This window comes from Lysinibacillus macroides, assembly GCF_001281525.1.
GTDB lineage: Bacteria > Bacillota > Bacilli > Bacillales_A > Planococcaceae > Lysinibacillus > Lysinibacillus macroides.
The window spans coordinates 147,370-170,764 of sequence record NZ_LGCI01000002.1; the positions used below are offsets into that span (position 1 = coordinate 147,370).

Annotated in this window: 18 protein-coding genes, 1 riboswitch and 1 other annotated feature; of the genes, 3 read left to right on the forward strand and 15 right to left on the reverse strand. The window is 37.8% G+C overall.

Translation table 11 applies throughout. The features are described from left to right. Positions 1 to 117: 117 nt before the first annotated feature. The 7 genes from ADM90_RS00870 to ADM90_RS00900 all read right to left on the reverse strand — a co-directional run bounded on the left by ADM90_RS00870 (position 118) and on the right by ADM90_RS00900 (position 7,247). Positions 118 to 912: an ABC transporter ATP-binding protein gene (locus ADM90_RS00870; RefSeq protein WP_053993188.1), complete on the reverse strand. Its 795-nt coding sequence runs from the start codon at positions 910 to 912 to the stop codon at positions 118 to 120. Beyond that, positions 905 to 1,903: an ABC transporter permease gene (locus ADM90_RS00875; protein WP_053993189.1), complete on the reverse strand. Its 999-nt coding sequence runs from the start codon at positions 1,901 to 1,903 to the stop codon at positions 905 to 907. Before ADM90_RS00875 ends, ADM90_RS00870 begins: the two co-directional genes overlap by 8 nt. An 85-nt stretch (positions 1,904 to 1,988) precedes the next feature. Continuing rightward, a complete protein-coding gene (locus ADM90_RS00880) occupies positions 1,989 to 3,008 on the reverse strand; it encodes an ABC transporter substrate-binding protein (protein WP_053993190.1) in 1,020 nt (339 codons plus the stop codon). A gap of 259 nt (positions 3,009 to 3,267) precedes the next feature. After that, the gene (locus ADM90_RS00885) at positions 3,268 to 3,669 is read right to left on the reverse strand and encodes a DUF3221 domain-containing protein (protein WP_053993191.1); all 402 of its coding nucleotides are present in this window, start codon (positions 3,667 to 3,669) and stop codon (positions 3,268 to 3,270) included. 88 nt (positions 3,670 to 3,757) lie between these two features. Then, positions 3,758 to 4,336 carry a TetR/AcrR family transcriptional regulator gene (locus tag ADM90_RS00890; protein WP_053993192.1) on the reverse strand — a complete coding sequence of 193 codons (579 nt, stop codon included), beginning with the start codon at positions 4,334 to 4,336 and terminating at the stop codon, positions 3,758 to 3,760. Next, entirely contained in the window at positions 4,333 to 6,537 is a 2,205-nt protein-coding gene (locus tag ADM90_RS00895; protein ID WP_053993193.1) for an FtsX-like permease family protein, read from the reverse strand. Before ADM90_RS00895 ends, ADM90_RS00890 begins: the two co-directional genes overlap by 4 nt. Positions 6,538 to 6,554: 17 nt before the next feature. Beyond that, complete coding sequence (locus ADM90_RS00900; RefSeq protein ID WP_053993194.1) at positions 6,555 to 7,247, reverse strand: ABC transporter ATP-binding protein; 693 nt, start codon at positions 7,245 to 7,247, stop codon at positions 6,555 to 6,557. 146 nt (positions 7,248 to 7,393) lie between these two features. Beyond that, positions 7,394 to 7,438, forward strand: a riboswitch (PreQ1 riboswitch). Positions 7,439 to 7,444: 6 nt separating this feature from the next. On the opposite strand from ADM90_RS00900, the gene ADM90_RS00905 reads away from it, so the two are divergent. Together ADM90_RS00905 and trpB are read left to right on the forward strand one after the other, a co-directional pair. Then, the gene (locus tag ADM90_RS00905) at positions 7,445 to 7,927 is read left to right on the forward strand and encodes a QueT transporter family protein (protein WP_053993195.1); all 483 of its coding nucleotides are present in this window, start codon (positions 7,445 to 7,447) and stop codon (positions 7,925 to 7,927) included. A gap of 72 nt (positions 7,928 to 7,999) precedes the next feature. Continuing rightward, positions 8,000 to 8,199, forward strand: a binding site (T-box leader). Positions 8,200 to 8,257: 58 nt separating this feature from the next. Next, positions 8,258 to 9,421, forward strand: a complete 1,164-nt coding sequence (gene trpB, locus ADM90_RS00910) for a tryptophan synthase subunit beta (protein ID WP_053993196.1) — start codon at positions 8,258 to 8,260, stop codon at positions 9,419 to 9,421. Positions 9,422 to 9,467: 46 nt separating this feature from the next. Here the strand turns inward: trpB and ADM90_RS00915 are convergent, their stop codons facing one another. The 3 genes from ADM90_RS00915 to ADM90_RS00925 form a co-directional block, all read right to left on the reverse strand. Beyond that, complete coding sequence (locus tag ADM90_RS00915; RefSeq protein ID WP_053993197.1) at positions 9,468 to 11,087, reverse strand: long-chain fatty acid--CoA ligase; 1,620 nt, start codon at positions 11,085 to 11,087, stop codon at positions 9,468 to 9,470. Positions 11,088 to 11,422: 335 nt separating this feature from the next. After that, positions 11,423 to 12,376: an L-threonine 3-dehydrogenase gene (locus ADM90_RS00920; protein WP_053993198.1), complete on the reverse strand. Its 954-nt coding sequence runs from the start codon at positions 12,374 to 12,376 to the stop codon at positions 11,423 to 11,425. A 329-nt stretch (positions 12,377 to 12,705) separates the two neighbouring features. Beyond that, complete coding sequence (locus ADM90_RS00925) at positions 12,706 to 14,376, reverse strand: methyl-accepting chemotaxis protein (RefSeq protein WP_053993199.1); 1,671 nt, start codon at positions 14,374 to 14,376, stop codon at positions 12,706 to 12,708. 260 nt (positions 14,377 to 14,636) lie between these two features. Between ADM90_RS00925 and ADM90_RS00930 the strand changes: the two genes are divergently transcribed. Then, complete coding sequence (locus tag ADM90_RS00930; RefSeq protein ID WP_053993200.1) at positions 14,637 to 15,812, forward strand: FtsW/RodA/SpoVE family cell cycle protein; 1,176 nt, start codon at positions 14,637 to 14,639, stop codon at positions 15,810 to 15,812. A 152-nt stretch (positions 15,813 to 15,964) separates the two neighbouring features. Here ADM90_RS00930 and ADM90_RS00935 read toward each other — a convergent pair whose 3' ends face one another. The 5 genes from ADM90_RS00935 to ADM90_RS00955 form a co-directional block, all read right to left on the reverse strand. Then, complete coding sequence (locus ADM90_RS00935; RefSeq protein WP_053993201.1) at positions 15,965 to 17,374, reverse strand: amino acid permease; 1,410 nt, start codon at positions 17,372 to 17,374, stop codon at positions 15,965 to 15,967. A gap of 246 nt (positions 17,375 to 17,620) precedes the next feature. Beyond that, positions 17,621 to 19,141: a CoA-acylating methylmalonate-semialdehyde dehydrogenase gene (locus tag ADM90_RS00940; protein ID WP_053993202.1), complete on the reverse strand. Its 1,521-nt coding sequence runs from the start codon at positions 19,139 to 19,141 to the stop codon at positions 17,621 to 17,623. Positions 19,142 to 19,154: 13 nt separating this feature from the next. After that, positions 19,155 to 20,273 (reverse strand): alanine dehydrogenase, encoded by a 1,119-nt coding sequence (ald, locus tag ADM90_RS00945; protein ID WP_053993203.1) that lies wholly within the window; start codon positions 20,271 to 20,273, stop codon positions 19,155 to 19,157. 11 nt (positions 20,274 to 20,284) lie between these two features. After that, complete coding sequence (locus ADM90_RS00950) at positions 20,285 to 21,634, reverse strand: aspartate aminotransferase family protein (protein WP_053993204.1); 1,350 nt, start codon at positions 21,632 to 21,634, stop codon at positions 20,285 to 20,287. A gap of 165 nt (positions 21,635 to 21,799) precedes the next feature. Next, positions 21,800 to 23,338, reverse strand: a complete 1,539-nt coding sequence (locus ADM90_RS00955) for a PucR family transcriptional regulator (RefSeq protein ID WP_053993205.1) — start codon at positions 23,336 to 23,338, stop codon at positions 21,800 to 21,802. Positions 23,339 to 23,395: the final 57 nt, after the last annotated feature.

The following is a 23,395-nucleotide window of genomic DNA, read 5'->3' on the forward strand; positions in this document are numbered from 1 at the left end:
TCAGCCCAGCTGATATGCTGCTGTGAAGTAGGTTAAAGGTTTATTTAGCTACACTTCACTATCAAGACATAGAAAAACAGGTAAAGGATTGCTCCTTACCTGTTTTATCGACGTATATTAACCTAGTAAAGCACGGTCAGAGTTCATTTTTTCACCGCGAATACGTTCAAATTCAGCCATTAAATCTGGGATCGTTAATGTGTGCTTACGATCTTCCTCGACCTCTAAAATAATTTGACCCTTGTCCATCATAATCAGACGATTGCCTAAATCTAAGGCTTGTTGCATATTATGCGTGACCATTAATGTCGTTAGCTGATCCTTGTCTACTAAATACTTGGTAATGCGCGTAATCAACTCTGCACGAGAGGGGTCAAGTGCCGCCGTATGCTCATCCAGCAATAAAATAGATGGCTTGGTGAAGGTTGCCATTAACAGCGATAAAGCCTGACGCTCCCCACCTGATAGCAGACCTACCTTTGCCGACAGACGGTTTTCAAGGTTTAAGCCAAGCATTTCTAACGATTCTTTAAAAAACTCACGACGTTTTTTAGCTACACCTATACGTAGCCCTCTGCTCTTATTGCGAGAGTATGCCAGTGCCAAATTCTCCTCAATCGTCATCGTTGGTGCTGTACCTGCCATTGGGTCTTGGAATACACGACCAATATATTGTGAGCGTTTATATTCAGGCAAGCCAGTTACATCATTCCCATCAATGGATACTATACCGAAATCGGGTGTTAAAGCTCCTGATATCATATTCATCATCGTTGATTTTCCTGCACCATTACTACCAATGATTGTCACAAAATCACCTGGCTTTAAATGGAGGTTAATCTCGGCAAGCGCAATTTTTTCATCTGGTGTTCCTTCATTAAAAATTTTATTAATTCCCTTTAATTTAAGCAAGGCCTTTTCCTCCCTGTGCACGCTTTGCCTTTCGTTTGCGTTCCTTGCCCTTATTAATAAATTGAGGCAGGATAAGTGCCAAAATAACAATTACAGCAGTAATTAATTTCATATCCCCTGAATCTAGGAAATCTACGCGCAATGCTAATGCTAAAATAATACGATAAATAACAGCGCCTGCAATAACAGCAAAAGTTGTGCGGATAATTGTCTTTGTGCCAAAAATAGCTTCACCAATAATAACAGATGCAAGACCAATAACAATCATACCAATCCCCATACTAACATCTGAGAACTTTGAATATTGTGCGATTAAAGCTCCAGAAAATGCGACAAGTGCATTGGAAAGTCCTAGCCCTAAAATAATAAGTGTATCTGTATTTGCTGAGAAGCTACGAATCATTCGCTTATTATCACCAGTTGCTCGGATAGCTAGCCCGACCTCTGTTTTTAAGAACCAATCTGCTAATAACTTAATAACAATTGTAATGAGTAATACGATGATCATTACGCTCCATGTAGCAGGTACTTTTTGAAGACCCATGCTTGATAATAAGTTATTAAGAACAGTGTCGATACCTAAGTTACTCCAAAATGCTTGAAACTTAGAAAATATTGTTTCTGAATTTAATAATGGAATATTCGGACGACCTATCGTATTTTCTGCAGTTAACCCCATAATTCGTAGGTTAATAGAATATAAAGCAATCATCATTAAAATTCCTGATAATAGTGGGTTAATCTTCCCTTTTGTGTGAAGAATTCCTGTCATACATCCAGCAATAAATCCAGCAACAATTGCCACTAAAGTTGCTAAGACGGGGTGGTAGCCAAGCAGAACCATTGTTGCTGCTGTAGCCGCCCCTGTTACAAAGCTTCCATCAACGGTTAAATCTGGAAAATCTAACACTCGAAACGTTAAGTATACACCAAGTGCCATAATTGCATAGATGATTCCTTGCTCCACTGCGCCAAATAATGCTAAAAACATTGTTGAATCATCTCCTAAATTTCTTGTATTCATCTTGTTGTTAAATGAAGATAAAGCGGGGATGATTTACCCCGCTTTGCTTTCATTACTCTAAAATTTCTGCACCCCAAGAATCTTGAATTTCGATGCCTAAATCATCCGCTACTTTTTTATTAATGAGTAGCTTTAAGTTTTGCGGATACTGTGCAGGTGTATCAGCAGGTGTTGCTTCACCCTTTAAAATTTTCACAGCCATTTGTCCCGCTTCATAGCCAATATCGGAATATTCAAAGCCATACGCAGCCAAACCACCACGTGCAACAGAGTCTAATTCTCCTACAATCAATGGTAATTTATTTGTATTAGCAACATCAATAACAGATTCTAAAGCAGAAACAACTGTGTTATCTGTAATAATATAGAAAGCATCTACTTTACCAATTAATGATTCTGTAGCTTGCTTTACATCCGCCGAAGTAGCTGCTGATGCCTCTACAACTGTTAATCCTTGCTCGTCCATTACCTTTTTCACTTCCGTCACTTGTGCAACAGAGTTTTGTTCACCAGCATTGTAAACCATACCTACTTTTTCTGCGCCAAGCTCTTTGAAGAATGCTACTGTTTTAGCAATTGTTTCAGGATGTAAATCAATTGTACCTGTCACATTTTTCCCCGGCTTCTCCATCGATTCAATTAACTCTGCGCCAACAGCATCTGTAACAGATGTAAAAATAATTGGAATATCACTTGTAGCTGTTGCTGCTGCTTGGGCAGAAGGTGTAGAGTTTGCAAAAATTAAATCTACATCTGCTCCTACTAGATTGTTTGCAATAGTAGAGTTAAGGCTGTTATCACCTTGTGCAATTTGTGCATCGTACTCAACCTTTAAGCCAGCATCATCAATCGCCTTTTTAAAGCCCTCTGTTGCAGCATTTAATGATGGGTGCTCTACAATCTGTGTAATCCCAATTTTATAGGTTGTCTCTGCTGCTTTTTCACTTTCACTTGCATTATTTTTTTCATCTCCACTTGAATCAGATGAACTAGAGCCGCCATTGCCACATGCAGCTAATAGCAAAACTAATCCAAATAATAGGAATGAAAGCTTTTTCATATTGCTCTTCACTAATAATCCCCCCGACTATCTATCAAATATCTATCACACTTTATCTAAACAAAGTATGAATGTATCGCTATATTATCGTTAATTAGGAAGGTTCGTCAACAACATTATGAATGTTCTGACTTTTAAATTTGACAAAATATTTTAGGTTTTCTATCAATTCGTCACTTTAAACCGCTAAACTACGCTATTTTCACAGAACAAAATCTTTTTCTACCATAATGAAATTTTTTATGACAATTTTTCGACAATAGACAGATAATCAAAATTTTTCTATATGCTGTACTTTGATTTTAGCTGGATATGATTCAAAAACCTGAGAATACCAAATCCGCACTTTATCCCCGTTTTTAATATTTTTCATAAGCAGTTTCGAGGGATTGTCTAACATTGATACTGATTCAAATCTATTAGCATAGCGAGAAAAAACGATGGCATTTTCCCCCATCGAATGATCCTCGTATGAAAAATTCTCTATATCTGGCTGTTGGATATGCTCTCCTTGGATGAAATAAATGCTTCCTTCATACGAAACAATATAGCCCACCTCGCCCTCACCTGTTGTATTGACGCTATTAGAAAACTCGCCTATCATCCACAAAGCCACAAGAGCAAGCAATAAGAAAGTAAGATTCATCAAAGGCTGTGGGACTCTGCTCCACATATCAATCACCTTCTATTATTTTTAATGCTATAGAAAAAACCTGACGCTCCTATTTGAAAGATGTCAGGCTGTTATGGTATTTAGTGCTTTACTTTTTTAAGATGGCTACCAACCACTCACTTTGGGGCAACGGTATGTCAGGAAAACAAATATACGTTTGTGCAACGCCTTGAATAGCAGAATAAAAACAGCCTGCAAGAGCTCTTGGGTCACCTTCTCGTATTTCTCCTTTCGTCTGCCCTGCTTTAACTAAGCTTTCAAATTCCTTTGATGCTGCGATATCCTTAGCCATTTGTTGAATTGTGTTTGGTAAATTACTTGCAATTTGTGTTTGGGCAACCAACATAAATAATTTTGCTGATAGTGGATACATACTAAAAGAATCCAGTATCATCGTCACCATCGTATTTAAATGTACGAGCGGTTGCTCTAATTCTGCTTCAGAAATATGGATAGTAGACATACTCGCTTTCGCTCGGTTCAAAAGCTCAAGGTATACCTCTTCTTTTGAGCTGAAATAATGAAACATTAATCCTTGGCTAATCCCAAATGTATCTGCAATCTCTTTCGTTGTAGTCCCATGATAACCATTTCTTATAAACAAATCCAAGCCCGCGTTTAGAATTTGCTCCCGTCTAACTTCCTTCTGTTCGCGGCGTTTATTCATTTCATCATAACCTCCTGCAATGATACTGCATTAATGCTTTTTTTATAGAGTAACATAATAAGTTCATAGGAAATAGCAAAGATAATAAGTGAAAGCATGATTGCCTTACTATCTGGTGTCATCGGTATTGCTATTGTAGAAGATTTAGCTAATGTACCAAATAAAAAATGAGATAAAGCAATCGCATAAAATGTCCCAATCACAAACCCGATATATGCGATGATACGAAAGCCTGACAGGACGATTCGATTGCACTCTGAATTCGTATAGCCAAATGCTTTCATCAATGCTAAATATTTGCGATTAGCTGTAATAATAACCTTGACAACAATACCAATTGTTAAAATACTTAAAGCTAAACCAATGATAATAAATAAAAATGACAGAGCTATATACGTTCCCTTTTGCTGAGAGCTGGATTTTACTATATCTTCGAATTTCGATACAAATACATGCTGTTTGTTGTCAAACTCAACGTTGTCAGCCGTAAATACACCATTGTAGACTGCCCTGTCTAAGATACCAGCTTGGATAGCCATTGCACCATCACCATAGACCGTTTCCCCATACACGGATTGTTCGATCGCTGTGATAGGTAACGGATAAATATCATTGTTTATATAAATCTTGATCGTGTCCCCTATTGCTAAGTCATATTTCTTACGCATCCAATCATTCACAACGATCCCCTTTTGCTGTGAAATGTCTATGTTATGTTGCTTTTGAATACTATAAAGTTTAAAAAGAGACATGCTATTATATAATGCCATAAATTGTCCATTGTTTAATACTTCCCCATTCGGAAATTCCATTTTACAATCCCTCACAAAATAAGGTGTGTCTGCGTTCAAAGATTCCATTTCCTTAGCCTCCTGATACCGAACATTACTTTCGTACTCGATACCTTTAAGCGTTATGGAGGATACTTTATCAGCCATTGCTTGAAGGGAAAAAGCAATCTGTAAATTTGCACTAACCATGAAGCCAGTAAGCATAGCTAAAAAGACCAATAGAATATTATTTGTGATAATAGATCTAAACACCGTTTTACGAAAAGGCTTAGTTTTTCTACGTTTTTGTCTTTTCTTTACAAAAATATTTACCTTGATTGTTTCTGTCTTATAAATCATTTCTAATGGCGGCTTCCGCAAGGTAAATACTGCAAGTCCAAAAGCCAAAATAGAGAAACATAGTGCCGGCATTATTATAAATAAAATAAATTGTAGACCATTAAAATTTTGTGGAATATCCGGAACAAGGAATGCAGCATTGATTCGATTAATAAACAGTGGACTGATGATAGAGGACATTCCATATCCTATCACGCCGCCTACTAGCACAAAAACACCTATTATCAAATATTTTTTAGCAATCTGTGTAGTCGTATAGCCAAGTGCTTTAAGAATACCCATATCAGATTTTGTCTCATTTATATTTTGAATAATAGTTGTAGTTAGCAATATTATTACAGTGAACACTAAGATGCATACAGCACTTAACAGACAAATTTTAAACATTTTTTCTTTAGTATTTAACGCTGCAAGTATGTGAGGATTTTCCTCTTTACTTACTATTGATTTTATATTTGGATTCAGACGCATTTCTGCTAATGCGTTTTGCTGCTGCTCCTCTGATAACTCTTCCATAAATCGACCTGAATAACTTACTTTCTCTAGTTCTTCCCAAATTGAGTACATAGCTTCATCACATAATATGAATGCTTGCGTTTTTGCTTGATATGCTAGGCCATTATCCGCTACCATTGGCATAATTGCGTCTGGTAATGTAAAAATGCCACTAATAACATAAGTTCGATTGCCAATAGTAAGTGCACTACCTAGTGTCAATTGATTATCCTGAGAAAAGTTTTTATCTATCGCAATTTCATTTATTGTCTTTGGTGCAGCCCCCTCTGAATACATAGGAATATCTATACTACGTGTATCTTTCATTAAACGAAATATATTTTTATCATCATAAATAACTTTGTAAGCTAATAGATCATACATAAAAGAATACTTTTTTGATAGCTCTGTTATATCCGCTTCGTCCTGCAGGGTAAGTGTAAAGTCCTGCTGATTTTGCTCTGCTAAAACCTTTTTGAGGGCACTGGTATTTTGAAGATAAAACACCAGCAACGAACAAATAAACATTGCACAGACAACGACTAATATAAGAAAATAGTGTTTATTTAATTTCATCCGTGTCCCAGCCCTTCTCACCATGTGAGCTCACTCACATCGCATGGATGGGCATTGTTAGTAACTTCTACTATTCTTCCGCTAGACATTTTAATTACCTTTGTGGCAATTTGAGCAATGCTGCTATTGTGTGTGACCATAATAATGGTAAATTTCAGTTGTTTTTGAAGCTTTTTTAAATAAGTTAAGATTTGTTTGCTTGTTTCTTCATCCAATGCCCCAGTCGGCTCATCGCAAAATAAAAAATCAGGTTTCTTTGCTAATGCACGTGCAATCGAAGCTCTTTGTTGCTGTCCCCCTGAAAGTTCATGAGGCAGACGCTGCTCTAATCCACCTAGCCCTACACCATCAATTATTTCACGAATATGTTGATTCCCTTTTAAATCAGCCCCCATTTTTATGTTAGCCTCTACATTTAAAAATGGCAGTAAATAATACGCTTGAAAAATAAAAGCCGTTTTATCCCGTCTAAACAATGTCAATTCTTTCTGTTGTAGCTTACCAATCTCATAATCATCATACAGAATGCTTCCCGAATCAGGTGACTCTAGCCCAGAAATCACATTAAGAAATGTAGATTTGCCAGAGCCAGACGGACCTAGAATGACTACAAACTCTCCATGTTCAACAGTCAAGGAAACTGAATTTAACGCATAAAGCAACTCATTGCCATCTTGATAACTTTTGATTAAATTTTCTACCTTCAACATAGCTCATCCTCCAAAAATTTATTAATTAATTAATCAATTAATAAATAAAATAATATTGTTAATTAATTAATTTGTCAATAAGGATCACCTTTTTTTTACAGTTGACTTTATATAAGCTTTTATATTAAAATATTTATTTGTGTAAAAGCACCGTGGTTCGAGAACCTCCCACGCAAAAAAACTAAGGAGAAATGAATATGAAGATAAAATTTTTAGCAGCAAGTGGTATTATTGCAGCCTTGTATATTGCTGTAACGATGCTTGTTGCACCATTTGGTTTCACAGAAGTACAATTCCGCGTATCTGAGATTTTTAATCATTTAGTGGCTTTTAATCCACGCTTTGCCGTAGGAATCATTATTGGTGTCTTTATTTCCAATCTTTTTTCACCACTTGGCGTTTACGATTTAGTGTTTGGTGTTGGTCATTCCTTGATTACTCTTGGGCTGTTTATTGTCATCTGTAAAGTTGTCAAAAATATTTGGGCACGTTTAATCATCAATACATTGTTATTCACATGCACCATGTTTATCATTGCCTTTGAGCTAAACCTCGCTTTAGAGCTACCATTTTTCTGGACTTGGCTCACTGTAGCAGCAGGCGAGTTTGTTGTGCTAGCCGTTGGGACACCGATTATGTATATTTTAAATAAACGCCTTCATTTTGAACATTTGATTTAACAGACGAGTCTTTTTAGATTCGTCTTTTTTTGGCTTGACACTATTCTGAATATACTCTACAATTCTTTCTATCTAAATGCGATGAAGAAGAATAGTAGCAGGCGTTGTTACTTACTAGAGAGCTGGTGGAGGGTGCAAACCAGTAGTACATACTTGTGAATGGACTTCGGAGCAGCCTTATCCAATGTAAGGCCGATTCTCTCCCCGTTATCGGAGTAAAAGTGCGCAAAACATTGCGAATTAAGGTGGCACCACGGTTACTCGTCCTTTGAATCAAGGATTGGAGTGGCTTTTTTTATGGAAAAATTAGAAAAGAGGAGTCGAGTGAAGATGAGTACAGTAGTAGAAAAACAAGGATATTTCGGTGAATTCGGTGGAAGCTTCGTACCAGAGGAGCTTCAAAATGTCTTAAATATTTTAGATGAGAATTTCCAAAAATTTAAAGATGATACAGAGTTTAAACAAGAATTAGATTATTATTTCCGTGAATATGTAGGTCGTCAATCCCCTCTTTATTTTGCAGAGAATTTAACAAAACAATTAGGGGGCGCAAAAATTTATTTAAAGCGTGAAGACCTCAACCATACAGGCTCGCATAAAATCAATAATGTTTTAGGGCAGATTTTATTAGCAAAGCGTATGGGTGCAAATCGTGTGATTGCTGAAACAGGGGCAGGTCAACATGGAGTAGCAACTGCTACAGCCTGTGCAATGTTTGGTATGGATTGTACGATTTATATGGGGCTAGAAGATACAAAACGTCAGGCACTAAACGTTTTCCGTATGGAGCTTCTTGGTGCAAAGGTTGTGGCTGTCGATAAAGGACAAGGACGCTTAAAGGATGCGGTGGATGAAGCATTTGCTGACTTAGTAGAAAACTATAAAACAACTTTCTATTTACTAGGCTCTGCGGTTGGTCCACATCCCTTCCCTTCAATGGTGAAGCATTTCCAATCCGTTATTAGCCGCGAAAGTCGTGAACAAATTTTAGAAAAAGAGGGCAAGCTACCAACAGCCGTGCTTGCCTGCATCGGTGGTGGTAGTAATGCGATTGGGGCATTTGCAGAGTATATTGCAGATGAGGAGGTTCGTCTGATCGGTATTGAGCCAGATAAAGCTGCGACATTAAATGAAGGAACACCAGGTACATTGCATGGCTTTAAATGTTTAGTGCTGCAAGATGCTGAAGGCAATCCACTGCCAACCTACTCAATTGCTGCTGGCTTAGATTATCCAGGTGCTGGACCTGAGCATAGCCATTTAAAAACAATTGGTCGTGCGGAGTATGTCACGGTTTCAAACGAGGAAGTACTAGAGGCATTTCAGGTGCTTTCCAAAGTGGAGGGTATCATTCCTGCCCTCGAAAGCTCGCATGCTGTGGCACATGCGCTTAAACTAGCCCCAACTCTTTCAGCTAAGGAGAGCATTATTATTAATATTTCAGGCCGTGGAGATAAGGATGTGGAGCAAGTTTTCCACATGTTAAATAAATAAGCATACAAAAGAGCGACTTCCCTAAATTAGGAAGTCGCTCTTTTAACTATACTAATGACTTAGGGTATATTTCTGCGACATTATCGCGAAGCTTGGCTTTTAGGAATTTCCCAACAGATGTCTTCGGAATCTCTTCTAAAAATACAACAGCATCTGGTACCCACCATTTTGCAAATTGGCTTTCTAAAAATGCCAAGAGCTCCTCTTCCGTTGTGGATTGCCCTTCTTTTAATACAACACATGCCAGCGGTCGCTCCTGCCATTTCGCATGAGGCATGGCGATCACTGCCGCTTCAAGGACAGCATCATGTGTCATTAAAGCATTTTCCAAATCTACAGAGGAAATCCATTCCCCACCAGACTTAATTAAATCCTTCGTACGGTCTGTTATTTTAATAAAGCCATCCTTCGTTCTTACTGCAATATCACCTGTATAGAGCCAGCCATCTCGATAAGCTTCGGCTGTGCGTTCATCCCGATAGTATTCATGTGAAATCCAAGGGCCGCGCAAACGCAATTCCCCCATCGTTTCACCATCCCAAGGCACCTCTCCTTGCTCATTGACAATACTAGATTCAATACCTGCCATTGTCATTCCCTGCATCGCCCTTGCTTCGATACGCTTGTCAATTGGCCAATCATCCATCCATGACATATAATTGGACAATGCTACAATTGGTGTAGTTTCTGTCATACCGTAAACAACAATATAGGGAATACCATATTTCTCCTCAAACGTGCGAATAAGTCGAGTTGGCGATGCTGAGCCCCCACAACATATCGCTCTTAATGAACTGATATCTCGTTCTTGTTTTTCTTGCTCCTGCAACACACCAATCCAAATGGTTGGCACACCAGCAGTTAATGTGACCTTTTCCTGTTCGATTAAATCTATGATTAATGTTGATGTAAAGTGTGGACCTGGCAGAACCTGCGTAGCGCCCACATTCACACTAGCAAATGGCAGCCCCCATGCATTGGCATGAAACATCGGTACAATCGGCATGACGACATCTCTTTCTGCAATGCCCATAGAATCAGACATGCTTAACATCATACTGTGTAATACTAAGCCCCGATGTGAGTAGACAACCCCCTTTGGATTGCCTGTAGTAGCACTTGTATAGCACATGCCAGCTGGCGCCTCTTCATCAATATCGTCTGGAAATTGAAACTCTTCATCTGCAGCAGCTAATAATTCCTCATAGGACAAGGCATTTGGCAATATTGTTTTTGGTAATACTTCATCATCTGTCATAATAATATAATGCTTTACAGTTTTTAGCTTTGGCGCAATGTTTTCAATAATAGGTAATAAATCTACATCTATCATTAAAATCTCATCTTCTGCATGATTAATAATGTACACTAAATGCTCTTCTGATAAACGAATATTGACCATGTGTAAAATAGCACCTGAACAAGGAACTGCAAAATAGGCTTCTAAGTGACGATGCTGATTCCAAGCAAAGGAGCCGACCTTCGTTCCCTTTGTCACACCAAGCTTTGCAAGAGCATCTGCTAAGCGACGTGTCCTTTTCGCCCACTGCCCATATGTTAAACGGTGTATGTTGTGTGGACTTGTCCGTGAAATAATCGTCTTTCTTGCAAAATAACTCTCTGCTCGTTTAAAAAAGCTCGTTAAAACTAATGGCTCTTGCATCATAATTTATCAACCATCCCTTCATTTTGTGAATGCCCCTTTGTGAAATAATAATAGCTTCTAATAAACTGAATACTATTAATATTTCGAATATTATTATATTTTAATTTTATAATTTAATCTATATTTGCCAATAATTTTCTTCTTTATTTTTATTTTGCTCAACACTATCAGTCATAATTAATGGTAGAGTAAATGGCATTCATCTATTTTATTGACCTATAAAAAAAGGACTGTTGGAAAAGAAAAATCTTTTCCGACAGTCCTTATGTTTTTGTAAATATTATCCAAACACTTTCGATACAATAAATATTGCTTCTTTGTTATACCTCCATGCTCTATGAAATGGCCTTTTTATGCAGTTTAATTTTTAGCTTTTCTAACATATCTGCTGTCATTCTAGCTAAATCATACTCTGTTTTAAAGTTCCATTCTTTTTGAGCTGCTTCGATATTTAAAGAGTTTGGCCAGCTATCTGCAATGGCTTGACGCACTGGATCAACCTCATATCCCATTGTGAAATGTGGTAAATGCTTTTTAATTTCCGCCGCAAGTTGCGATGGTTCAAAGCTCATGGCCGTAATATTAAACGCATTGCGATGAACTAGCTTACTGCTATCTGCCTCCATCAAATCTACAATAGCCTGCAATGCATCTGGCATATACATCATATCCATATACGTGCCTTCTTGAATATAGGATGTATATTTACCTTGTTCAATTGCTTCATAGAAGATTTCTACTGCATAATCTGTTGTACCGCCGCCTGGAGGTGTTACATAGGAAATTAATCCAGGGAAACGCACACCGCGTGTATCTACACCAAAACGATTAAAATAGTAGTCACATAATAATTCACCTGCTACCTTATTAACGCCATACATCGTTGTTGGTCGTTGTAAAGTATCCTGCGGTGTATCTTTCTTTGGTGTAGATGGGCCAAATGCACCTATTGAGCTTGGTGTAAAAAATTGCATGTTTAGCTCACGTGAAACCTCTAAGGCATTCATTAATCCACCCATATTTAAGTTCCAAGCTAATAATGGATTGCGCTCAGCTGTAGCAGATAATAGTGCTGCTAGGTGCATCATTGTATCTGCGCCGAAGTCCTTTGCTAAATCATACATTCTTTGTCCATCTGTCACGTCCAATACTTCAAACGGTCCCTTTGTATACTCAAGCTTCCGAATATCTGTAGCAAGTACATTGTCCTCTCCATAAATACTACGAAGTTTTTCTATAAGTTCAGAACCAATTTGACCAAGTGCCCCAGTTACCATAATCTTTTTCATTTCTCAAAACCTCCACATATAAACAAATGTACTTTCAGAAAGTACAAAAAGATATTTATAAACATTGATTTAATAACACTTTCATTGAAAACAATTATAATGTGTTCGTTTTGAAAATACAACTATTATATTAATAATATCTATAAAAGGAACATATAATCCCTTACTATTTAGTATATGAGCACTTAAAAATTTTGTGCTACAAAAACAAAAAAATACACTTGTACATCTTAAAAATACAAATATGCATTTTTAGCAATAAAGTTTGCATGAAAAAAGAAATCTTCTTTGTAGCTCTTTACAAAGAAGATTTCTTTTCACATAAGGGTTTAGATGGAAAATCGTTTTACTGCTATTTGTAATACTTTTGAGACCTTGCGTAGTTCTTTAATATAATTATGGAATTGCTGCTGCGCTGTTAATTGGTCGGCTGTCAATGTAGCCACATGTTTTGTTGATAACGCATTTGTATTGGATAATGATGTTAGCATTAATGCATCCTCACTAACCGTTTTGGTATGATTAGCAATCTCTTGAACCGTATTAGACACTTCCATTATATCAGGCTTTATCGTATGTACTTTTTCTAAAATCTGCGCAAAGCTTGATGCTGTTTGTCCTGTTACGGCCACACCTTTTTCAGTGGCTGCTAACACGCCTTTCATCATTTGCACTGCATAATTTGAATCTACATGAATATTTTGTACGATGGTCGTAATCGTTTGTGTAGAATAGACGGTTTGCTCTGCTAGCTTACGCACTTCATCTGCTACGATAGCAAAACCTTTTCCATGCTCTCCCGCTCTAGCAGCCTCAATGGATGCATTTAATGCTAATAAATTTGTTTGCGCTGTGATTTTTTCAATGACTTCAACCATTTGGTCGATGGACGAGGCTCGCTCCACTAAATTAGATATAGCTGTATTAGATTTTTCAACTGCCCGTTTAATTGCCTGCATTTGTGTTAAATTCGCCTGTACAATATCCGTGCCACTTTCTGCATCTTGAGCTGTTTTATAGACAAAGCTTTCAACCACTTGAACTTTTTCTAAAATAATCTGTACATCATTTAAAACTTCCTCTAAAGAAGCTGTATTGGATGCTAATTTGGTAGTTGAAGCGGCTGTCGCCTCCGAGATCCCTTGAACATCCTTTGCTATCTTTACTGTTGCTGTAGAGGATTGCTCTGATGATTCCTGTAATCTTCCTGTCATTTTTTCTACTTCATAGGCACTATCTGTTACTGTATGGAGGAGACGTTTTACCTCTGTTACCATTTGATTGTAAGATAGCACTACCTCCCCCAATTCATCATGGGCAACATAGCTTGCGTTTGCCGTAAAATCGCCCTGCTCGGCTCGCTTTAACACTGACTTCAATTGACGGGTTGGTATATTCACTGCCTTTGTTGCAATTAAACCAATCATCATTACGAGCAGCACAACAGTTAAGCACACCCCACCTAATAGCCAATACCCAAATTGCACATCCTTTTGATATGTCTGCTGTTGTGTTGTTGCTCGTTGAACTAAATAATTTTGTGTTTCCTCTAATAATGAATGGACCTCTTGACTGATTGGTAAAAAAGCTTGCGTATAAAATGACGCTCGTTCATCCTTAGACAGTTGCTGATAGCCTTTCATCAAATTCTCTTGTTGTACCAGTAAAGATTTATACTTTTTAATCTGATGATTCATTTTTTTATCGATTTCTTGGCTTTCTAAATGCGCTAAAGGCTGCTCCATATTTTTTAAAATACCTGTCATTTCTCCATAAGCTCCCTGCGAATCGACCATCCAATCTAATTGACGCTGTGACTCTTCTAGTTCATTAAGCCCTCCGATTGGCACAAGACCCTGTGTGTAACTTTCACTTGCATGCCACGACATTTTCCTTAAATAATCAATACTGAATATCCCAATCAAAATATTCGACAACACACAAACAATCATAAGCATCAATAATTTGTCCTTTACCTTTATAAAACGAAACAAATTCATGATTTCTTGGCTCCTTCTCCAACTCTCAACACTAATCATAGTCCGAAGATATAAAGCCAGTGTTATATTTTTGTAAAGATTGCACAAAGAATTAAGAATTTATACCCAACGTCTCATTTCATATAGGTCATTTACTCCAAATAATAATTATCTCAAGCAATGCCATATTTTTTATTTTATTGGTATTCAGCTACTACTATTTGCAACCTTCCATACATTGCCCCCGTTTATACTATTAGTATATATAGGGGGTGTTACATTTGACGCAATTTAAAAGGTTGGATGGGAGTTTAATTGCGGCGCTTCTTTTCCTTGGCAGTATCAGTTGCCTTTTTGTCTATTCAAGCAGTACCAATTTTGAGCAATACGCAAGCTCTTTTATTATCAAGCAATTTATATTTTATGGCATTGGATTTGCCATGCTGTTTGGCATATCCTTACTCGATATTGAACAGTTAAAGAAGATTGGCTGGCCATTTTATGGATTGATGGTCGCGCTCACTGCTGGGCTAATTATTGCCCCTGAAAGTATAGCCCGGACGATTAATCAGGCTAAATCATGGTATCAAATACCGTTTTTAGGGTCATTCCAGCCATCAGAATTTTTAAAATTTGCTTTTTTAATTGTCGTTAGTAAGGTGATTATTGCCCATCAAGAGAAAAACACACGCCCCTCCTATCTAGCAGATCTATGGCTACTAGTAAAAATTGGATTCATTGTCCTGCCACCTACACTTCTTGTTTATAGACAGCCTGACACCGGAATGGTCATGCTCTATATGGCGATGATTTTACCGATGATTTTCTTCTCAGGTATTCAACGGAAGCTCCTTGCTATTTTTACGGCTGTTCCTGTAGTGATGATCAGTACAGTTGTTGTACTTTATGTACGATTTAATGAATTTTTTACGGAGAAAATTTTAGGAGCCTTATCTGGACATCAGGTTTCTCGTATTTATGGTTGGCTACAGCCTTATGAATATACAGATTCCTCATTCCAAGTACGGCAAGGCTTTTTAGCGATAGGGTCTGGAGAAATAGCTGGGAAGGGCTACTTAAATAACAATGTCTATGTCCCTGAAAAGCATACAGATTTTATTTTTTCAGCGATTGCAGAGGAATTTGGCTTTATTGGCGGCGCAATTGTTATTATTCTTTTATTTTTTGTAATCTATCGGATTGTGTTAATTACGGTCGAGGCAAGAGATCCATTTATGACGCTAATGGGAGCTGGTATTTCAAGTTTATTGGCCTTCCAAATTACGCAAAATATTGGTATGACGATCGGCCTTTTACCTGTGACAGGTGTAACATTACCATTTTTAAGCTATGGTGGAAGCTCACTGTTATCAAACTTTATGCTTATTGGCATCGTGATGATTATTCATCAATCTTATAAAGGCTATATGTTTAAGAATTTAGGAGATGACAAGTAAATGAACACAAGAATTCGATTACTGCTATTATTAGCAGGTGGTGGTTTGCTACTATTAATTCTTCGTCTTGCCTTTCTTATGCTGTAATACAAAAAGGTTTCTTAAGTGATGAACCTAAGAAACCTCGCCTTTTAACCAAACCCTACATTCTATTATTCAAAATCTAACTCTTTTTTAGGAAGAATAGGGCTAGACTCCTCTACTGGCTTCACTAATTTTTTCCGCTGTGTCACTAAATAGAAAAACATAACAACAGCAACAACAACACATGTAAATAAAATTTGCGAGCGCATGGAATCAATAAAGAACATTGCAATTAATAATGCAGTTGTAGCTAGTATTGTGAAATACGTTAAATAAGGGAACAACCACATTTTCACCTTTAACAGTTCAGGATTTTCCTTTTCAATTTTTCGTCGCATTTTTAATTGTGAAAAAGCAATAATTAAGTAAAGAATTAATGTAATCGCACTACAAGAGCTTAGTAAAAACATAAATACTTTATCTGGTGATACATAATTCATAATAACGGCAATATAGGAGAAAAATGTTGCTGCTAATATGGCATTCACAGGTGCACCATTTTTATTTAATTTCAAAAATGCTTTTGGTGCTTCCCCTTTCTCTGCTAGAGAAAAGACCATACGTGATGTTGCATAAAGCGCTGAGTTTAAGCATGATAACACAGCTGTTAAAACAACAAAATTCATAATTTGTGCCGCAGCAGGAATGCCAATATAATCTAATACCGCTACATAAGGGCTTGTTAAAATATCTGAAGAATGCCAAGGTAATAATGTTACAACAACAGCGATAGAACCTACATAGAAAATTAAAATACGCCAAGTAATAGAGTTTGTAGCCTTGGTAACAGCTGCTAAAGGCTCATCTGATTCACCAGCAGCAATCGCTACAATTTCTGTTCCCATAAAGGAAAAAATAACAATAACAACACCCATTAAAACAGCGCCAAAGCCATTTGGTAAAAATCCACCTTGTCCAACTAAATTCGTCATACCAACAGCACTAAAATTCGGGGCAATCCCCAAAATAATAAATGCGCCAAGACCTAAGAAGATGATAATACTTGCAACTTTAATAAGAGAGAACCAATACTCAAATTCACCAAAAGCTTTTACAGAAAGAACATTTGTTAACGTCAATGCCACTGTCAATATCATGCTTAATAGCCATAAAGGAACACCGTCATACCAATATTGAATAATGGCTGCCGCTGCGGTTGCCTCTAATGCAATGGCAACAACCCAGAAAAACCAATACAACCAGCCGATCATAAAGCCTGCCCATGGACCAATAGCTTCATGTGCATAATGGGCAAACGATCCACTTGTCGGATTAACAGCCGCCATCTCACCTAGCATACGCATTACTAAAATAACAATAAATCCTGCAAAGACATACGATAAAATTGCGCCTGGACCAGCCAAGTTAATAACTGAGCCACTTCCCATAAATAGCCCAGCACCGATAACCCCGGCAATGGCAATCATTGTCATATGCCGTTTCTTTAATCCTCTTTTTAAATGCGTTTGTTGCTCCATACTTTCACCTCTTCTTCAAGATTGTGTAATCGCTTACATAAAATCTTACATGTTCTTATATGGTTACGTAATAGACAAAATATAAAATGTTAGACACTTGTTTCACACAAAATGTAAAATAGCATATTTTCGCTTATACAAGTAAAAACAACACATTAAACATAAATATTATTCATTATCTTGTCGAATCCAAAAGAAAAACTACGCAGAAAAATGACATTTTCTGCGTAGTTCTATTTTAATATATTAAGAATTGTTGCTTGGGAACGCAAATGTTGATCCCGTATTTTCAGCAGGTGATAACCAGCGCTCTGAAATCGTCTTTGTTTTTGTAAAGAAACGCGCTTGGTCTGGACCAAACATATGCCCTTCACCGAAACGCGAGCCTTTAAAGCCAGCAAAATTATAGTAGCCAACTGGAATTGGGATTGGGACATTGACACCCACCATCCCTACGTCAATTTCTGTTGTAAACTTACGAGATGCAAGACCGTCATTTGTAAAGATTGTTACACCGTTCGCTAATTCATGACTGTTGATTAAGGTAATAGCTTCTTCTAATGAATTGACACGTACAACATTACGCACAGGGCCGAAAACTTCCTGCTCATAAATTTCCATCCCTGGCTTCACATGGTCTAGCAATGTTGGTGCAAGGAAGAAGCCGTTTGATTTTTTCGTAATCTCCGCTTCACGACCGTCACAGACAACAACAGCCCCTTCTTGCTCACCACGATTAATGGCAGCCAGCACTTGCTCCTTTGATTGCTGTGAAATTACAGGACCAAAGTCTGTTTCAGGATTTGTATACACACCTACTTTTAAAGCATCAATTTTTTGCTTTAAAATTGCTACGATGCGCTCTGCTGTATCTTCGCCAACAGCAATTAGCGTAGAAATCGCCATACAGCGCTGTGATGCTGCCCCATATGCCGCACCAATAAAGGCACTTGCTACTTGTTCTAAGTCAGCATCTGGCATTACGACCATATTATTTTTACCACCACCAAGCGCTGTGACACGCTTGCCGTATTTCGCTCCTGTTTCATAAATATATTTTGCTACAGGTGTAGAGCCTACAAAGGAAATTGCTTGAACAGCAGGGTTCTCTAACAGCTCATTAACCGCATCCTTATCGCCATTCACAACCGTCCAAATACCATCTGGTAAGCCTGCTTGCTTCCAAAGCTCACTGACAAATAGAGCTGTCATCGGTACCTTTTCTGATGCTTTTAAAATGACTGCATTGCCGACTGCAACAGCCATACTTGTTTGTGCAAGAGGCACCATAATCGGGAAGTTAAATGGTGAAATAGCTGCCACAACGCCTAGTGGATATTTTGCGGAATAAGCATTAATGCCACCACCAACATTAACAGAGTATTCACCCTTCACTAAATGCGGAGCGCCAATAGCAAGATCCACTGATTCCAAACCACGTGTAACCTCTCCCTTTGCATCCTCTACTGTTTTACCGCTCTCTGTGCAAATAATATCAATTAATTTCTCTTTGTTTTCCTCAAGTAAGTTTCGGAATTGTAGGACGATTTGCGCTCGTCTTGCTACTGATAAATCACGCCAAGCAGGAAAAGCTGCCTGTGCTGTCGCAATGGCATGTTGAGTTTCCTCTTTTGTTGCTAAAGGTACTTTCGCAATCACTTCACCTGTTGATGGATTATAAACATCTCCAAAGCGACCACTTGTACCCGCTACTGCCTTACCGTTAATAAAATGTGTCAATTCTTTCACTGAAACTAATTTTGTCATTGTGGAACTCCTCCTAAACTGTTACAAGTGTTTGTAATGGGTTATAAGGCAAGTTATGCGCAATGGCTACTTGCTCATAAACAATTTGACCTTGATAGACATTCAAGCCTAGCGCCAATGGCTTATTCTGTGCAATAGCCACCTCAACGCCTACATTGGCAAGCAATAATGCATATGGAATTGTATTATTAGTTAAGGCAATTGTAGATGTGCGTGGAACAGCTCCAGGCATATTACCAACTGCGTAATGAACAACACCATGCTTCACATAAATCGGGTCTTCATGGGTTGTCACACGATCTGAGGATTCAAAAATACCACCTTGATCAATCGCCACATCCACCAATACTGAACCTGACTGCATTGCCTGAACCATTGCCTCTGTTACTAGCTTCGGTGCTTTTGCTCCTGGGATTAATACCGCCCCAACCACTAAATCTGCCTCTGCTACTGCTTTCGCAATGTTAAATGGATTTGAAATCAATGTTTGAATACTGCGACCAAACTGTGCTTCGAGCTGGCGAAGGCGAACAGGATTAATATCTAAAATGGTTACTTGTGCTCCCATACCAATAGCAATTTGTGCTGCATTTTCCCCAGCCATACCACCACCAATAATCGCGACTTTCCCACGTTCAACGCCGGAAACACCACCCAATAAAATACCTTTACCGCCATTAATTTTTTCTAAATACTGTGCACCAATCTGTGTAGCCATACGCCCTGCCACCTCACTCATCGGTGATAGCAGCGGTAATGAACGATCTGGTAATTGTACTGTTTCATAGGCAATTGCTGTAACGTTTTTTTCAATTAGCGCCTTTGTTAATACTTCGTCTGCTGCTAAATGCAAATAAGTGAATAGAATAAGACCGTCACGGAAAAATTGGTATTCTGATACAATTGGCTCTTTTACCTTTAATACCATATCAACATCCCATGCCTCACGTGCAGTAGAAACAATGGTAGCACCTGCTTCTGTATATAACTCATCCGTAAAGCTAGAGCCAGCTCCTGCATTTGTTTCAATGATCACTTCATGTCCAGCCGTTACAAGTGATACCACCCCTGCTGGAGTAATTGCGACACGATTTTCTAATACTTTAATCTCTTTTGGAATACCAATACGCATGTTCTTTCCTCCTATTGATGCTGTGCAAAAGCATTTGCCAGTGCTTCGACAATCGTATTTTTCTCTTCAATTGTTAACGTAAGTGGTGGTGATAGTGTTAGTACATTATTAAAGCCCGCTGTCGTTGTACCGTTTTTACCAATAATGACACCTTGTTTTTTACAGGCTGCAATAATTGCATTTGTATAAGATAGATCAACAGGTTTTTTTGTCTGTTTATCTTCAACAAGCTCGATCCCTACTAATAAACCTTTACCACGAATATTACCCACATGTGGATGATTCGCTAATCGCTCTGTTAACTCCTCGAATAAAATAGCGCCCATTTCCTCAGAGCGAGTAAATAATTGCTCACGTTCCATAATTTCAATATTTTTCAGGGCAACAGCACACGCAGCAGGAGAGCCTCCAAATGTATTGACATGGCGTAAAAACTCATAATCACCCGCTGCCATAAATGCTTCATAAATTTCACGCTTCACGGCTGTTGCTGATAATGGCATATAGGCACTTGTTAAGCCCTTTGCCATTGTAATAATATCAGGCTGCACACCATAGTTTTGGAAACCAAATGCCTTACCTGTACGACCCAAACCACAAATTACTTCATCTACAATCATCAGTGCACCATGCTTATCACAAACCTCACGAATCCCTTTTAAATATTGATCATTTGGTACAAGCACGCCACCACCTGTAATAATTGGCTCCATAATCATTGCTGCAATCGTTTCAGATAGCTCCCATGTCATGGTACGATCTACTTCTTGAACAGAAGGCAAATCAATTGGATTTTCCGCTTCCTCCGGAGAACGATACATATCAGGCGGTGTCACATGTAAGAAGCCAGATGCTAATCCTTCATACTTGAATTTACGCTGTGCCTGCCCTGTTGCTGCAAGTGAGGCACTCGTATTACCATGATAAGCACGGTAGCGTGAAATGATTTTTGTGCGCTCATGCTGTCCAGTTTGTTTATGGTATTGACGCGCAATTTTAAAGGCTACCTCATTGGCCTCCGAGCCGCTATTTGAATAGAAAATAACATAGTCGCCACCAAGCAACTCACTAATTTTTTCACTCAATAAAATGGCTGAAGTATGACTATAGGAAAGCGGTGTATAGCAGTTTTGTACAAGCTGATTGTACGCTGCCTTTGCAATTTCCTCGCGGCCGTAGCCAACATTGACACACCATAAGCCTGCCATCGCATCTAAATAACGGTTGCCATCAATATCTGTTACCCAAACCCCTTCTGATTTTTCGATAATCATTGTATTTTGGGGATTATATGGACTCATTGCATGCCAAACAAATTGTTCATCCTTTGTACGCCAATCGAAATCCGTTGCATTTTTCATATTCATCGTACCTCCCTGTATGAGTTGGTACATTTAGTATGCATGAAAGTGGAAGGGCTTTCATTAGTCAAAGTGTAAGATCATTTAGATCAAACATATAACAAAATGGCAAGTCTATAAAAAAGGCGTTTCAAATAACATTTGAAACACCCTTTTCCTACTATACTATTCATCAATAAGGCGCAACATAAGCTCTATCGCTAAGCGCTGATCCCCCTTCATAAAATCTTTCCCAATCATCGATTCAATTTTCTCCAAACGATGGTATAGTGTTTGTCGTACAATAAATAATTCCTGCGCTGTTTCCTTTTTTAAACCATTCATTTCTAAATATTTCGTTAATGTGCGTACTAGTTGACCATTAAATTGCTGGTCATATTCAAATAAGGGGGACAAATATTGTCTTGCAACATCTAAAAAGACCTTATCCTTCCGCAATTGTAAAAGCATATGCTGTAATGGCAGGTCATCAAAAAAATAAGAGAGGCTTTTATTATGCTTACGAATAAAAATCGTGTTTTTAGCCGTTTCATAGCTTCTAAATACATCTTGTAAACTGTTGACATAATGACCAAAGCCTAAAATATTTGGCATATCCTCTTGACTTTTCTCATTCATTTCCCGTACTACCGCTTCAAGCCTTTGCTTATAATCATTTTTTCCCCACATATCCGCTATTATAAAAATTAACTCTCGATTTTCTTCAACTGTACAAGAAAAAAATCCATATTTCTCTAAAATATTATGTATAAACAATTTATGGTACGTTAGATTTTGATTTTTATTGAACCTTGTAATACGCTGTATCATCACAATCCATGAACACTTGATGGTTTTTGGCGCATAGTCCTCCAAAAATAATTGGATATCCTGCACTGTTAGCTCATTATGCAGCCATTGTGTCAAAATCAGTCGATTTTCATTGCCTTGTTTTTCATCAATATATAAATCTCTTAATAAATAATTCGCCAAAGCTACACTTGTACGATCTAAAATTAACGTATCTAGCTCCGTTAAAATACGATTGACAGAATAGATATAAATGGTGCCATATTTTTGCTGTAATAAATAAATATCCTTTGATAGAAAATGCTCTGTGTCATTAGGAGCTGTCTGCCTTAAATGATGAAATAGTGCTTGTTGTGTATTAGGAATATATAGAATGTCTTCTCCCTTTAATTCAAAAGCAATCGATACGTTTAAATACTTATGCATCCTCATTAGTAATTGCTCATAATTTGTCGCATATAATGCCAGCTTATGTAAATCCTGCGCATAGGACTCTAAATGCTGAAGTAGCTCATATTGCTGATTAATCAGTAGCTTATGGAGATCTTGTGTAATTTCCACGAACGGTACAACATTTGTAAAAGTAACAATAGGAAAGGCTAACGCATTCGCACACTGTATAACGCTATCTGGAATACGCTCAATATGCTTCCCTAATTCCACACAAAGACCTGCTGCCTCCAATTGAGAAAGTTTTTTTATAAAATCAATAAAAACCTCTTCACCTCGTGCAATCGGAATACCTGTCGTTAAAATTAACTCTCCTCCCTTTACAAATGGTTCAATATCTAAAGATTCTAATATATGCACCCATTTTACATAACGTTGAAGGCTCCCATGCCCTGCGACGACCTTCGCCTGTTCAAAATGCTTTCTCGTCATTACTGATTCAATTGTTAATAAAAATTCAGTCATAGGATTGTTAGTATTCCTTTCTATCGTCTATTTTCAAATGAAGAAAGGCTATCTGCT

Coding starts and splice junctions, on each gene's coding strand:
- ADM90_RS00875 (WP_053993189.1), bottom strand. CDS start 1,903: ATGTTTTTAGCATTATTTGGCGCAGTGGAGCAAGGAATCATCTATGCA.
- ADM90_RS00885 (WP_053993191.1), bottom strand. CDS start 3,669: ATGTGGAGCAGAGTCCCACAGCCTTTGATGAATCTTACTTTCTTATTG.
- ADM90_RS00890 (WP_053993192.1), bottom strand. CDS start 4,336: ATGAATAAACGCCGCGAACAGAAGGAAGTTAGACGGGAGCAAATTCTA.
- ADM90_RS00895 (WP_053993193.1), bottom strand. CDS start 6,537: ATGAAATTAAATAAACACTATTTTCTTATATTAGTCGTTGTCTGTGCA.
- ADM90_RS00900 (WP_053993194.1), bottom strand. CDS start 7,247: ATGTTGAAGGTAGAAAATTTAATCAAAAGTTATCAAGATGGCAATGAG.
- ADM90_RS00905 (WP_053993195.1), top strand. CDS start 7,445: ATGAAGATAAAATTTTTAGCAGCAAGTGGTATTATTGCAGCCTTGTAT.
- trpB (WP_053993196.1), top strand. CDS start 8,258: ATGAGTACAGTAGTAGAAAAACAAGGATATTTCGGTGAATTCGGTGGA.
- ADM90_RS00915 (WP_053993197.1), bottom strand. CDS start 11,087: ATGATGCAAGAGCCATTAGTTTTAACGAGCTTTTTTAAACGAGCAGAG.
- ADM90_RS00920 (WP_053993198.1), bottom strand. CDS start 12,376: ATGAAAAAGATTATGGTAACTGGGGCACTTGGTCAAATTGGTTCTGAA.
- ADM90_RS00925 (WP_053993199.1), bottom strand. CDS start 14,376: ATGAATTTGTTTCGTTTTATAAAGGTAAAGGACAAATTATTGATGCTT.
- ADM90_RS00935 (WP_053993201.1), bottom strand. CDS start 17,374: ATGGAGCAACAAACGCATTTAAAAAGAGGATTAAAGAAACGGCATATG.
- ADM90_RS00940 (WP_053993202.1), bottom strand. CDS start 19,141: ATGACAAAATTAGTTTCAGTGAAAGAATTGACACATTTTATTAACGGT.
- ald (WP_053993203.1), bottom strand. CDS start 20,273: ATGCGTATTGGTATTCCAAAAGAGATTAAAGTATTAGAAAATCGTGTC.
- ADM90_RS00950 (WP_053993204.1), bottom strand. CDS start 21,634: ATGAAAAATGCAACGGATTTCGATTGGCGTACAAAGGATGAACAATTT.
- ADM90_RS00955 (WP_053993205.1), bottom strand. CDS start 23,338: ATGACTGAATTTTTATTAACAATTGAATCAGTAATGACGAGAAAGCAT.